General features: G+C 58.7%; 11 protein-coding genes and 1 pseudogene. 9 read left to right on the forward strand and 3 right to left on the reverse strand.

Features of this window, described 5'->3' with window-relative positions:
• Positions 1-49: 49 nt before the first annotated feature.
• Positions 50-1558: an acetyl-CoA carboxylase biotin carboxylase subunit gene (gene accC / locus EU556_RS20980; protein WP_135436112.1), complete on the reverse strand. Its 1509-nt coding sequence runs from the start codon at positions 1556-1558 to the stop codon at positions 50-52.
• A 265-nt stretch (positions 1559-1823) separates the two neighbouring features.
• On the opposite strand from accC, the gene EU556_RS20985 reads away from it, so the two are divergent.
• Positions 1824-3068 carry an aminotransferase class I/II-fold pyridoxal phosphate-dependent enzyme gene (locus tag EU556_RS20985; RefSeq protein ID WP_135436113.1) on the forward strand — a complete coding sequence of 415 codons (1245 nt, stop codon included), beginning with the start codon at positions 1824-1826 and terminating at the stop codon, positions 3066-3068.
• A 246-nt stretch (positions 3069-3314) separates the two neighbouring features.
• A pseudogene (locus tag EU556_RS26775) lies at positions 3315-3485 on the forward strand (histone H1); the annotation flags it as partial.
• A gap of 196 nt (positions 3486-3681) precedes the next feature.
• On the opposite strand, the gene tyrS reads toward EU556_RS26775, so the two are convergent.
• Positions 3682-4977: a tyrosine--tRNA ligase gene (gene tyrS / locus EU556_RS20995; RefSeq protein ID WP_135436115.1), complete on the reverse strand. Its 1296-nt coding sequence runs from the start codon at positions 4975-4977 to the stop codon at positions 3682-3684.
• A gap of 222 nt (positions 4978-5199) precedes the next feature.
• On the opposite strand from tyrS, the gene holA reads away from it, so the two are divergent.
• The 4 genes from holA to EU556_RS21015 all read left to right on the forward strand — a co-directional run bounded on the left by holA (position 5200) and on the right by EU556_RS21015 (position 8251).
• Positions 5200-6276 (forward strand): DNA polymerase III subunit delta, encoded by a 1077-nt coding sequence (holA, locus tag EU556_RS21000; RefSeq protein WP_135436116.1) that lies wholly within the window; start codon positions 5200-5202, stop codon positions 6274-6276.
• 729 nt (positions 6277-7005) lie between these two features.
• Positions 7006-7467: a type II RES/Xre toxin-antitoxin system antitoxin gene (gene parS, locus EU556_RS21005; protein ID WP_135436117.1), complete on the forward strand. Its 462-nt coding sequence runs from the start codon at positions 7006-7008 to the stop codon at positions 7465-7467.
• A gap of 4 nt (positions 7468-7471) precedes the next feature.
• Complete coding sequence (locus tag EU556_RS21010) at positions 7472-7933, forward strand: RES family NAD+ phosphorylase (protein ID WP_135436118.1); 462 nt, start codon at positions 7472-7474, stop codon at positions 7931-7933.
• Positions 7934-7969: 36 nt separating this feature from the next.
• On the forward strand, positions 7970-8251 hold the full coding sequence (locus EU556_RS21015; RefSeq protein ID WP_135436119.1) for a hypothetical protein: 282 nt from the start codon (positions 7970-7972) through the stop codon (positions 8249-8251).
• Here EU556_RS21015 and EU556_RS21020 read toward each other — a convergent pair.
• Entirely contained in the window at positions 8234-9958 is a 1725-nt protein-coding gene (locus EU556_RS21020; RefSeq protein WP_135436120.1) for an alpha/beta fold hydrolase, read from the reverse strand. The two genes, EU556_RS21015 and EU556_RS21020, sit on opposite strands and share 18 nt — an antisense overlap.
• Positions 9959-10253: 295 nt before the next feature.
• On the opposite strand from EU556_RS21020, the gene EU556_RS21025 reads away from it, so the two are divergent.
• Genes EU556_RS21025 through EU556_RS21035 form a run of 3 tightly spaced genes read left to right on the forward strand, consistent with a single transcriptional unit; the run spans position 10254 to position 12872 of the window.
• Complete coding sequence (locus EU556_RS21025; protein WP_135436121.1) at positions 10254-11030, forward strand: hypothetical protein; 777 nt, start codon at positions 10254-10256, stop codon at positions 11028-11030.
• 41 nt (positions 11031-11071) lie between these two features.
• On the forward strand, positions 11072-12130 hold the full coding sequence (locus tag EU556_RS21030) for a sensor histidine kinase (protein ID WP_135436122.1): 1059 nt from the start codon (positions 11072-11074) through the stop codon (positions 12128-12130).
• Positions 12111-12872: a LytR/AlgR family response regulator transcription factor gene (locus tag EU556_RS21035; protein ID WP_135436123.1), complete on the forward strand. Its 762-nt coding sequence runs from the start codon at positions 12111-12113 to the stop codon at positions 12870-12872. Before EU556_RS21030 ends, EU556_RS21035 begins: the two co-directional genes overlap by 20 nt.

Raw genomic sequence — 12872 nt, forward strand, 5'->3', positions numbered from 1 at the left:
AAGGCCGGCATTATAGCCGGCCTTGTTTTTTGTGAGGTAATCTTTCGTCTTACCTTACGCCTATTCGGTTCCGCTTCCAGGCCGAGCTGGTAGAAGCCGGAGTTTCAGCAGTGGTGGCAGCAGCGGGTTTCTTATCCGTCAGGAGCATGGCCGTGAGCACGGCGGCGAGCTTGGCGGTGGTTTCATCCGGGGCGGCGGGTTGCAGGGCACCGGCAGGGAAATGGTCGCGGATAAAGTTGGTGTCGAAGTTGCCGCTTACGAAGGCGGGGTGCTGCAGCACGTAGCGACCGAAGCCCAAGGTGGTTTCGATGCCGGTAATCTGGTACTCGTCGATGGCCCGCAGCATCCGCTCGATGGCCTCCTGGCGGGTAGCCCCGAAGGTTACGAGCTTGGCAATCATGGGGTCGTAGTAGATCGGAATCTCCATGCCTTGCTCGAAGCCATCATCTACCCGCACGCCGGGGCCCTGGGGCCGCACGTAGGTGGTGAGGGTTCCGATGTCGGGCAGGAAGTTGTTCTGCGGATCTTCGGCGTACACGCGCAGCTCCAGGGCGTGGCCCTGAATCTGGAGGTCGTCCTGGGCGAAGGCGAGGGGCTGGCCCTGGGCTACTTTGATCTGCTCCTTCACCAGGTCTAGGCCAGTAATCTGCTCCGTGACGGGATGCTCAACCTGCAGGCGGGTATTCATCTCCAGGAAGTAGAAGTTACGCTGATCATCGAGCAGGAACTCCACGGTGCCGGCGCCGGTGTAGTTGCAGGCGCGGGCCACATCTACGGCGCAACGACCCATTTCGGCGCGCAGCTCGGGCGTGAGCACCGAGGAGGGGGCCTCTTCAATTACTTTCTGGTGGCGGCGCTGAATGGAGCACTCCCGCTCAAATAGGTGCACAATGTTGCCGTGCTCATCACCTAATACTTGAATCTCGATGTGGCGCGGCCCCGTCACGAACTTCTCGATGAACACCGAACCGTCGCCGAAGGCTGAGGTGGCTTCGTTGATGGCCAGCTGCATCTGCTCCTCAAACTCCGCTTCGGAGTTGACGATGCGCATACCCTTGCCGCCGCCTCCCGCGGATGCTTTTATCAGGATAGGAAAGCCCACAGAAGCCGCAATGCGCTTGGCCTCTTCTACGTCAGAAATGGCTTCGGCTGTGCCGGGTACTAAGGGAATGTTGTAGGCCTGTACGGCCTGCTTGGCTGAGAGCTTGTCGCCCATGATTTCCATGGCCTCTGGGGAGGGGCCCACGAAGATCAGACCGGCCTCTTTCACCATGCGGGCAAACTCGGCGTTTTCGCTCAGGAAGCCGTAGCCGGGGTGAATGGCATCAACGCCCAGCTGGCGGCACACTTCCAAGATCTTGTCGCCGCGCAGGTAGCTGTCTTTAGAGGCGGGCGGGCCCACGCACACGGCCTCGTCGGCGTAGCGCACATGCAGGGCGTTGCGGTCGGCTTCGCTGTAGATGGCTACCGTTTTCAGGCCCATTTCGCGGGCCGAGCGGAGCACGCGCAGCGCAATTTCTCCGCGGTTGGCGACGAGCAGCTTGGTGATTTTCTTCATATTGTAAGGCAGAGGGTGGGAGAGAAGGCAAGGTGCGAACGAGTAGCGACTGGCCTAGGGCCAAAAGCTGCTCATTCGGGAGCTCAAAGAAACGCCATTCTGGTGGCTCCAAAAAACCGAAAACCGATTTCCCAGGCCCCTTTTGCCGGTTGGATGCCTGCCCGCCAGGGGCTACCTTTGCGGATTGCCATAACTTTGTACATTCCTCGGGCGTTACTCCCACTACGTAACTACCCGCTTTCATTCACATTAAATCTGTTCCCTCGTGGATCTTTTCGAAAAGATTGCCGCGAACCGCGGCCCCCTGGGCAGCCATTCGCACTACGCTCACGGCTATTTCACGTTCCCCAAGCTTGAAGGTGAAATCAAGCCCCGCATGATTTTTCGCGGCAAAGAGGTACTCACCTGGAGCCTGAATAACTACCTAGGCCTGGCCAACCACCCCGAGGTGCGCAAGGCCGATGCTGATGGAGCCGCTGAGTACGGTATGGCCCTGCCCATGGGCGCCCGCATGATGTCGGGCAACTCGAACTTACACGAGCAACTGGAGAATGAGCTGGCCGAGTTTGTGCAGAAGCCCGACTGCATGCTGCTCAACTTCGGTTACCAAGGCGTGGTATCAATTATTGATGCCATGGTGGGCCGCCACGATGTGATTGTGTACGACGCCGAGTCGCACGCCTGCATCATTGATGGCGTGCGCCTGCACCAGGGTAAGCGCTTTGTGTATACCCACAACGACATGGCCAGCCTGGAGAAGCAGCTGGAGCGGGCTAAGCGCATCATTGACGAAACCGGCGGCGGCATCCTCGTGATTACCGAGGGCGTGTTCGGGATGTCGGGCAACCAAGGCGACCTGCGCGGCGTGATTGCGCTGAAGGAGAAATACGAGTTCCGTTTGTTCGTTGACGACGCCCACGGCTTCGGCACAATGGGCACTACGGGCGCCGGAACGGGCGAAGAACAGGGAATACAAGACGGCATTGACCTTTATTTTTCAACCTTCGCGAAGAGCATGGCCAGCATTGGTGCCTTCGTAGCAGGCCCTGAGAACGTAATTGAATATTTGCGCTACAACATGCGCAGCCAGATTTTCGCCAAAAGCCTGCCCATGCCGCTTGTAGTGGGTGCTTTGAAGCGTTTGGAGCTGCTGCGCACCCGTCCTGAACTGAAGGAAAACCTCTGGACCGTGGTGCGGGCGCTGCAGACTGGCCTACGCGAAAAAGGCTTTAACATCGGCACCACCACTTCGCCCGTAACGCCGGTGTTGCTGCAGGGTCAAATCCCCGACGCAACCCAAATAACCTTCGATCTACGTGAGAATCACGGTATTTTCTGCTCTATCGTGGTATATCCGGTAGTGCCGAAGGGCGTGATTATGCTCCGTTTGATCCCCACAGCCGCCCACTCCCTCGACGACGTGGCCGTTACCATCAAAGCTTTCGAGGCCGTAGCGGAGAAGCTCGACAAGGGTCTCTATTCAAAAGCAGAAGTGCCCGCAGGCCTCTAGGCCACTTTCTCACTTCGCTAAGTGCAAAAGCCAGATGCCCCCGGGTGTCTGGCTTTTATTTTTGGTACTTTTCGGAGTTGGAGTAACGTAATGATGGGGTTGTGCGTTGGAGGACTAAAGCAAAAAACCCTTATACAAGCTTGTGAGGGCGGTTTAGAAAAAAACTTGCGCAGTTGCTTGTATTTGAAATCCCAGTATATTAGGGCCGGTTAATCAATTTTTTCCACACCACACAACCCCTCCCAAATGAGCAATTTTAGCCAACTGAAGGACCTCGTAATGTCGCTGGAAGCTGACTTCGAAAAGTTCTACGACAAGAATAACTCGGCTGCTGGCACCCGCGTGCGCAAAGGCATGCAGGAACTGAAGAACATGGCGCAGACTATCCGCACGGAAGTTCAGAACGCCAAGAACAGCGCTGCTGGTGCTGGTGAGGCTAAAGCAGCTCCCGCTAAGAAAGCCGCTGCTCCTGCTGCTGCCAAGAAGGCTGCTCCTGCCAAGAAAAAGTAATTACGGCGCCGCGCGGGTTGCCTAGCCTCCCTGCTAGCTGTAAACACAAAAGCGGCCCTGCTGAGTATCAGCAGGGCCGCTTTCATTTTAGTGCCGGTTACAGCTATACCAGCTTAATGAGGAAGTAGCTCTTGCCCTTTTGGGCCACCAGGTACTTATCGAGCAGGGCAGGCACAGCCGTGGCTGACTGGTCGAGGGCGACTTTCTGGCGGTTGATCTTCACGCCGTTGTTCTGCACCATTTTGCGGGCCTCGCCCTTGCTGGCGAAGATGGCGCCGTTAGTGGTCGTGCTCAGCAGCGTCAGGGCGTCGAGGTCGGCTAGCTCCGTGCGGTTCACTTCTACGTGCGGTACGCCGGCAAACACATCCAGCAGGGTAGCCTCGTCGAGCGTAGCTAGGTCGCCACCCCCGAACAGCACCTGAGACGCGGCCAGCGCCGTTTCGTAGGCCTCCTCCGAGTGCACCCGAATGGTTACGTCCTTGGCCAGGGCCTTCTGCAGCACGCGTAAGTGGGGCGCCTGGGCGTGCTCGGCCTCCAGGGCTTCAATCTCCGCCTGGCCTAGCAGCGTGAATACGCGGATCAGGCGGGGAGCATCGGCGTCTTCAGCGCGCAGGAAGAACTGGTAGAACTGGTAGGGCGAGGTCATGGTGGGGTCAAGCCACACGGTGCCGGTTTCGCTCTTGCCGTACTTGGTGCCATCGGCCTTGGTGATGAGTTGGCCGGTAAGGGCGTAGGCTTTGCCCTCGCCACCGCTCATGCGGCGGATGAGCTCGGTGCCGGTGGTAATGTTGCCCCACTGGTCAGAAGCGCCCATTTGCAGGGTGGTACCCAGCTCTTTGTAGAGGTGGAAGAAGTCGTAGCCCTGCAGGAGCTGGTAGCTGAACTCAGTGTAGCTGATGCCCTCTGCGCCGGTTTCCTCGTTACCGCTGATGCGGCGCTTTACCGAGTCTTTGGCCATCATGTAGTTTACGGTGAGGTGCTTGCCTACCTCGCGCAGGAACTGCAGGAAGCCGAATTCCTTGAACCAGTCATAGTTGTTAACCACTTTGGCGCCCGTAGGCCCCTCCGAGAAGTCGAGGAATTTCTCTAGCTGAGCCCGAATGCCGGCCTGGTTACGGCGCAGGGCCTCTTCATCCAGCAGGTTGCGCTCGGCTGATTTGCCCGAGGGGTCACCAATCATGCCGGTGGCGCCGCCTACCAGCGCCAAAGGGCGGTGGCCGGCGCGCTGCAGGTGCACGAGCAGCATAATGGTGGCTAGGTTGCCGATGTGCAGGGACGGTGCCGTGGGGTCGAAGCCGATGTAGCCGATGATGGGGGCGTTTTGGCGTAAATGCTCATCAGTACCGGGCATCATGTCGTGAAACATGCCCCGCCAGCGCAGTTCTTCTATTAAATCCACTGAGTGAATGGGTGAGTGAGTAAATGAGTAAGGTGGGACCAGCAGATTAAGCCGGGCCGCCGGGCTGCTCCGCCGTGACTACTAGAGAAACCGACTGGAGCCCATAACAACTCGGCAAAGGTAGCAGTACCTTTGCTTTTCCAGAGTGAAAATCATCGGAAGAATAGGCCTAGCGCCCCCAGCCTCCCACTTCACTCATTCACTTACTCACTCATTCACCGCGTGACCCTCACCGCCGACGAGATTCTCAAGCAACTCCAGCAACGGCAGTTTGCGCCCGTGTACTTTCTGCAAGGGGAGGAGCCGTACTATATTGATCTGGTAGCCGACCTACTAGAGAAAAACGTGCTGCAGGAGCACGAGAAGGGCTTCAACCAGGTGGTGCTCTACGGCAAGGACACTGACGTAACGGGCATCCTAGGTCAGGCCAAGCGCTTCCCGATGATGGCGGAGCGCTCGGTGGTGATTGTGAAAGAGGCCCAGGCCGTAGCCGATCTGGAGGCGGAGAAGTCGTGGCCATTTCTGGAGGCTTACCTGAAGAACCCGCTGCAGAGCACAGTGCTGGTGTTTTGCTACAAGCACAAGACGCTAGATGCCCGCAAAAAGCTCGGCAAGCTCCTCACCGGCGACAAGAACACTCCGGCCCCGGCCGGCACGGTGCTGCTCACCAGCAAGAAGCTCTACGACAACCAAGTGGCGCCCTGGCTCACGAACTACGTGCGCAGCAAAGGCCAGCAGATTACGCCCCAGGCCACTAACATGCTGGCCGAGTACATCGGCGCCGAGTTGGGCCGCCTGACCAATGAGGTGGACAAGATGCTCATCAACCTGCTGCCGGGCCAGGCCATTGATGAGGACCTAGTGCAGCGCATGGTGGGCATCAGCAAGGAGTACAACATCTTTGAGCTGCAGAGCGCCCTCATTCGCCGCGACGTGCTCAAGGCCAACCGCATTCTGCTCTACTTCGAGGCCAACCCCAAGAACAACCCGCTCATCCCGAACCTGACGCTGCTGTTCAACTACTTCTCGCGGCTGCTGGCCCTGCACCAGATGCCTAACCCCACCGAGGCCGACTGGAAGCGCATAGGCCTAGTGAGCACCTACGCCCGCCGCGACTACCAGAGCGGTCTGAAAGTATTCGACTTCCCGCGCACCCGCGACATCGTGCACCTCATCCGCCGCGCCGACGCCCAAAGCAAAGGCATCGACAGCGGCTCCATGACCGACGGCGAGATTCTGCGGGAATTGGTGTGGCTGATTCTGCACCCCGTGCCCCTGCACGCGGTGGTGGGAATGTAGCACGCCGTTACAAATTACACCACTCGTCCGTAAGCATTATACTTCATTTAGCTTCTGCTTGATGAAGTATTTCTACTGTCGACCAATATGAGTTGGAGTTCGCACATAAAGTGGTACTGGTTAGGGACTACCCTAGTAGGTATGATAGCCTTATGGATTGCATATCCAAACGACCATAGCTTAGTTTCTGGTTTGCTGGGGCTTGGCTTTTATTCCTTTTTCCTGTACGCGGCAGTCTGGCTAATGCGGAGGATGTTCAAACCTCGTCGAAAATAAATGTGTGAGAACTGCTTTCTAGGAGGTGTTTATCGTTTCCGCACGTGGCAGGACTTTGATGCTTTTAGAGAGGAGTTGCTGAGCAAGCCGCTTTGTCCGGTGCATAGGCCTAGCAGCGAAGCCGCATGCGAGCAGAGACAGTATTATCAATGTGAGAGCTGCCAGGAAGTGTGGGTACTATCAGAGCCGGAAAACTCCTGGCGTGGCTACTTCCTGCCCGAGGACGTTGCTGATGCCTATAGCCGCAAACTTGGTAAGCAGGATAAGTTCAAGCGGATAGGCTGCCTTATTTTACTAGGCCTGTTTGTAGGGTTTATCTGCCTGAAATGGCTTGTGTAAGCATAGATAAGCAAGCGGAAGCTTGGGGCTGAGCCCCTGAAAAGAACCAAAGGAAAAAATTCCACGTTAAATGGAAAAATTTCCCTAAGTTCGATCTGTCAAACCACCACACCTATGGCTGCCCCTGCTCATCACTCCAAAATTACCGCTACTGTACCAGCTTCGCTCCGCAAGAAATGGGCGGCCTGGGGGCAAGCGGGGCAGGATGCGTTTGCCCTGGTGATGGAAGCTCGCAAGGGGGTACCCGCCGCCACGGCCTTTGAAGTAGCCGAGGCATTTCAGCTGCAGGCTAATGAGCTGGAGGCCATCTACGAGTTATCGACGAAAACTCTGCGGACCTACTCCCAGGAAAAGAAAACGCTTAGCGCTGCCAGCAGCGAGAAGACGCTCAAGATCATCAGCCTCTATAACCTAGGCCTGGAGGTGTTCGGCGACGCGGCGGCTTTTCTGCGCTGGCTGGACAAGCCCGCCCACGGCCTCGACCAGGAAGTGCCCCTACGCCTGCTCGAAACCAGCGGCGGCATTGATCTGGTAGCCGAGGAGCTGACCCGCATTGCTTACGGCGACTTGTCGTAGCGGTATGTTAGTGTACCGCATTTGCCTGGCTAAGTACGCCGACGACCTGTTTGCCTCTGGCTACCGGGGGCGGTGGAACTACCAGAACCAGTTCGTGATTTACACGGCCTCATCCCGCGCCCTGGCTTGCCTGGAAAACGTGGTGCACCGGAGCGGCGAAGGCCTCAACGACCAATTTCGGGTGCTAGTGATTGACGTGCCCGACGACTTGCTGGTGGAAGAAATCACGCTAGGCCAGTTGCCGGCGGCGTGGGAGAAGGCCAGTCGCTACGCCGTGTGCCAGCCCCTGGGGGCGGCGTGGTACACGCAACGGAAGTCGGCGGTGCTGCGGGTACCCTCGTCTATTATTCCGCAGGAGGCTAACTTTATCCTCAACAGCCGCCACCCCGAGTTTAAACGCATCCAGATAGTGGCGCGCGAAGAATTTGGCTTTGATGCTCGCATCAAGGCCGCCCAACCCGAGTAGGCACGCCGTACCTGCCCGCATTCACAACCGTTTCCCATGGCCGAATCACCCACTATTCAACTCCTTGACATTATTCAGATGTCGCCGAAAGAAACCTTTCTGGTAGGCCACTTCACGGGCGCCGTGAAGCCCGGCCCGTGGGAGCTGCGGCTGAATGGGGAACCTATGGCCACGCTGGACATAACCGGCGAGGCGGAGATTGAAGCTGGCCGCAAGGGCAAGCTGGCGCCACCCCGCGTGGTGGTGTGCCGGGGCACCGTGGAGAAAAGCCGTATCGACTTCACCCGCGACGAAGTGACGCTAGTGCGCCAAGGGTAAACCGGGCTGGCCTAGAAAGCGCAGAACGGCCTCGTTGAACACCTGCGGCACTTCCTGCGGGGCGTAGTGAGAAGCGCCGGTTAAAATCATCAACTGAGCTTTCGGAAGGTGCTCGGCAATAGCCCGCGTGTGCGCCTCCCGAATAACGTCGTGTTGGCCGGCCATCACCAGCACGGGTGCGGTGATGGAGTGCAGCTCCTCAAACGTCATGTGTGGCTCCTGTAGCAGCAGGCGTAAAAGGCGCGTCGGCTGGCGGGCTTGGGCTTCCGGGGATTTGGCTGCTTCGCGCCACTGCCGCTGCAACAACTGCAGGAAATCGGGCTCAAGGGCCTCGGCAGTGGGGAAGAGGTTGGCGCCCATCAGCACTATCCGGTTGATGTAAGTGGGGTACTGCAGGGCCAGCTTCAGGGCCGTGTTGCCTCCGTCGCTCCAGCCCACGATGTGTACCTTGCGCAGGTGCAGGGAGTCGAGGAGCTGACGGATATCGGTGGCAAACAGGTCGTAGGTGAGGTTGCCGGTGGTGAAGTCCAGGCTTTTGCCTTGGCCGCGGGTGTCCACGGCTATTACCTCGTAGTGCTTGGCCAGCTGCCCAATCTGCAACTGGAAGGCGGCTATTGACTGGCTGTTACCGTGCAGCAGGAGCAGGGGCTCGCCTTTTCCGTAGCGCTCAACATATAGCTTGCCTCCTTGCACCGCTACGTAGTGGCCTACGGCAGCATTCTCGCCGTAGTGCTGCGGGTTGGTTAGCTCCGGCGGGGTGGCCGAGAGGTAGCGCAAGTATCGCAGGCTGTCGGGCAGGGTGTTTTCTGCTACGGCGGCCGGCGTAGTGGTGGGCTTGCCGCCGCGGTAGGAGTCAGCGGTGAGGTAGAAGCTGAGGTAGCCGGGCTTGATTTCGCGCCACTGGGCTTGGCTTTTGTTACGGGTGAGCACGCCGTGGCCCGGCAGGGGTACCGCCGAAATGCCAAAGGCCTTGTAGTTGCCTTCGATGGCCTCGCTCTGCAGCCACTGTAGCGTGGCGGCCACTTCGCGGTGGCCCTGCAGGAAAATGTGGTAGGGGCGCAGATCCACCTTCACCCAGCCCCGCGGCTGCGTCACATCGAAGCGAATGTCCTGGGTGAGCAGGGGCTGATCGGGCAGGCCGGCTTTCACGCTGTAGAGGTTCAGCCGAAACTTCACCGACTTGAAGCGGTTGAAGGCCACGTGAAAGTTGAAGTCTTGCAGCAGGCACTCTTCATCAACCGGAATCACGGTGCCCTGCTCCTTGGCCAGCCCATCATCGGTGAGGTTAGGCTCGGTGTAGAGGCTAGCGCCCATGAGCGTAGAGCTGCTGGTGCGGCCGAAGGTTTTGGTCTTGACCTTGCCCGGCCTCACCGTCACGGCGGCGAGGCTAACGGTACTCGGTGCTAACTGAACGGTGGGCGAGTGGCCTAGAAACTCGGCCAGCGGGCGGGCCAGGGTTTCGTAGCCCACGCAGGAAATCAAAAGCTGCTGCCCCGCGGCCGGCGGCGCGGGAAGGGTAAACCGGAAGTGGCCTAGCGCATCGGCCACGGTGCCCAGGGCCGCGTTGGGAACCCCCACGGACGCAAACGGAACGGGTGCAGTAGTTTTAGCATCGAGCACGGTGCCGCTCACCAGCAAGGTTTGGGCCCGCAGGTTGAGAGCCGATAAAACACATAGCAGAAGTAGTAAATAGGAGCCGTTACGCATATAATGTGGGAGAATGGATACCTGCGGTAAGGAGTAGCAGGCCGGAGAAAAGGTTGTCAGGCGGCGCACGAAGGTCGCGCTGAAATAGCTGTTTGGAGCAGTAGCCAATGGGCAAACCCGGAAGCTGAGCAGGCCCAAGAGCAAGGTTAAAGTACTGTAGGCACATTGCACAGGGAGTATTCATCACCGCTTTTCCGGCACTCAGTTGATTTTTCCGGCACTCACGCAGAAAGTGGAGGTTGCCAGCTGGTAAACGGCGCACTTTTGAGTCATTCATCCACCTAACTCCTTGGCCATGACTCCGCTTGACAAACTCACCCGCGACGTAAAATTGTTGAAAGCCTACGCCTTGGCGGCCACCTTGCTCCCGGCAGCCTTGCTGCTAGCCTCAGCGGGCCAGCCCGATAAACCAGTGCACTTTAAAGAGGTATCGGTGGAGCGCTTGAACCTGGTGGAGCGCGACGGGACCGTGAAGATGATTATGGCTAACCAAGAGCGCTTTCCACAGGGTGTAACCGTAGATGGTAAGCACATTGACTTCAAGCGTACGCACCCAGGCATGCTCTTTTACAACGCGAAAGGTGAGGAGTGCGGCGGGCTGATTTTTGATGGCAACCGTGACAAAGATGGCAAGGTGATGGCCGGCGGACATTTCTCGCTTGATCGGTTTGGGCAAGACCAAGTCATTGCGCTCAATTACCAGGAGCAGGGCAGCGGCTACCGGGCGGGCCTTACGTTCAACGATGCCCCCGATGAATCAATGACGGCCGTTGAGGAGAAGTATAAAGCCGCAACCCCCGAGGAAAAGCAGCAAGCCCAAAAAGCCGGTAAGCTGGGCTTGCAAACCCGGCTGTACGTGGGAACCACCGTAGGGCGCTCCTCGGCCATGATTATGGCCGACCAACGGGGCGAAACCCGGGTAATGCTGGTAGCCAATACGGAACAATCGACCCTAGATTTCAAAGACAGCCAGGGCCGCACCCGCCTGACCATCGGCGTGGACAAAAACAACCAGCCCGTGCTCCGCTTCCTCGATGAGAAGGGGCAGCCCATTAAACAGGGCGGGCTCTAGGCCAGACTGCCGAAGCGGCGTCGCCTATCTTGCGGTCAACAATGCGTAAACAGCCCTGGTTTTACTTGTTTGTTTTTGTCCTCGCCCTGTTGCTGGCCGTGTACACTCGCCTGACCATGGCCGTGCGGCCCGAGGAATTCTACCTGTTCCCGGATGCGCCATTCTGGTTATTTCTGGAGTCGTTGCTGGTGATATACTTGCTTGATAACCTGCACCTACGGGCCACCCGGCGCGGACAGGCCAGCGGGCGGGCGGGTTACTACTTCACCTTGCTGTGGCGCGGGGCGCTGCTCTTCGTAGGCCTATTGCAACTGCTGCAAGGAGTGCTGGTGCTTACCCACATCAGCCGCGGCGACTACGACAGCTGGTATGGGGTGGTGCGTGGGCTGTCATCGGCGCTGTTTCTGTACTTGCTGGTGGGCAGCGTATACTTGCCCTTCCTGTATCAGCAGCACGCCAGTCAGGTCCGGCTGGCCCTGGAGCGGGCTGAAAAAGCCGCGAGTCGTGCCCAGCTGCTGGCCTTGCAACAGCACGTTGATCCGCATTTTCTGTTCAACAATCTCAACATTCTGGCGGCACTAATTGAGCCCGAAAACCAACCCGCTCAAGACTACCTGGCCCACCTGGCCAGCCTGTACCGGTACCTGGTGCGCACCCGGCAGCACGAAGCAGTGCCCGTGGCAGAGGAGCTAGCCTTTGCTCAAGACTACCAGTTTCTGCTGATCAGGCGCTTTGGCGTGGCCTACGAATTCATCCAGGATGTGCAGGCCAGTGAGCAAGAGCTGCGCACCCGCGTGGTGCCACCCGGTGTGCTGCAGGAGCTACTGACCAATGCCGTGAAGCACAACCTGGCCAGCCGTGCCAACCCCCTGCGCGTGCGGATACTCGTGACGCCCACCTCACTAACTGTGCACAATGGGCGGCGGCCTCGCCCAACGGCAGCCACCGGGGAGGGCAGTGGGCTACAAGGGGTACGCAGCCGGCTGGCCCTGCTGGCCGATGCCCCCGTGCGCATTGAGGAAACCCCCGAGTACTTTGCCGTAACGCTGCCGCTTACCCCAGCCCTTAGCTCCCCAGCTCATGCGCCTATTGTTGCTTGAAGATGAAGAACCCGCGCTTGATCTGCTGCGCCGGTTTGCCCTCACTTACTACCCGGCAGCCACCATTGTGGGCGAATGCCAACTGGTGGCCGAAGCCGTAGACTTTCTGCGCACTCATCCGGCCCCCGACCTGATTCTGTCCGACATTGAGCTGCTGGATGGCAACGTGTTCCGTCTGTTTGAGCAGGTGCCAGTAAGCAGCCCCGTGATTTTTGTGACGGCCTACGACCAATACCTCGTGCAAGCGTTTGAGCAAAATGGTATTGGCTACGTGCTGAAACCCGTGCAATACGCGCAGTTTGCGGCCGCCCTGCAGAAGTACGACCGGCTGCGCCAAACGCTGCAGGGGGCTGCCTTGCAGCAGCTGACTGCCGCCGTGCCCATTGCTGCGCCCGCGCCGCGCTACAAACAACGGCTCCTGAGCAAGTCGCGCCAGGGCCTGTACCTGCTTGATGTGGCGGATGTGGCGTACCTGCAGCTGCGCAATGGGGTGGCCTACGCCCTCGACCGCGCGGGCCGCGCCTATCCCTTGTCCGAAACCATGGCTCAACTAGAAGCCAGCCTGGACCCCGCGGCGTTTTTTCGGCTCAACCGCAGCGAGCTGGTGGCACTATCGGCAATTGAGCGGCTGGAGCCTTATTTCAACGATACGCTGGCCCTCTACCTGCGCGGCCTGCCCGAAACGCCGCTCATAAGCAGCAGCCATCGAACGCCCGAGCTGCGAAAATGGCTGGCCGGCTGA

Source organism: Hymenobacter fodinae, assembly GCF_004745825.1.
GTDB lineage: Bacteria > Bacteroidota > Bacteroidia > Cytophagales > Hymenobacteraceae > Hymenobacter > Hymenobacter fodinae.

Excerpts from the sequence above, each read along its gene's own strand:
- accC (WP_135436112.1), bottom strand. The coding sequence starts at position 1,558 with ATGAAGAAAATCACCAAGCTGCTCGTCGCCAACCGCGGAGAAATTGCG.
- parS (WP_135436117.1), top strand. The coding sequence starts at position 7,006 with ATGGCTGCCCCTGCTCATCACTCCAAAATTACCGCTACTGTACCAGCT.
- EU556_RS21010 (WP_135436118.1), top strand. The coding sequence starts at position 7,472 with ATGTTAGTGTACCGCATTTGCCTGGCTAAGTACGCCGACGACCTGTTT.
- EU556_RS21015 (WP_135436119.1), top strand. The coding sequence starts at position 7,970 with ATGGCCGAATCACCCACTATTCAACTCCTTGACATTATTCAGATGTCG.
- EU556_RS21020 (WP_135436120.1), bottom strand. The coding sequence starts at position 9,958 with ATGCGTAACGGCTCCTATTTACTACTTCTGCTATGTGTTTTATCGGCT.
- EU556_RS21025 (WP_135436121.1), top strand. The coding sequence starts at position 10,254 with ATGACTCCGCTTGACAAACTCACCCGCGACGTAAAATTGTTGAAAGCC.
- EU556_RS21030 (WP_135436122.1), top strand. The coding sequence starts at position 11,072 with ATGCGTAAACAGCCCTGGTTTTACTTGTTTGTTTTTGTCCTCGCCCTG.
- EU556_RS21035 (WP_135436123.1), top strand. The coding sequence starts at position 12,111 with ATGCGCCTATTGTTGCTTGAAGATGAAGAACCCGCGCTTGATCTGCTG.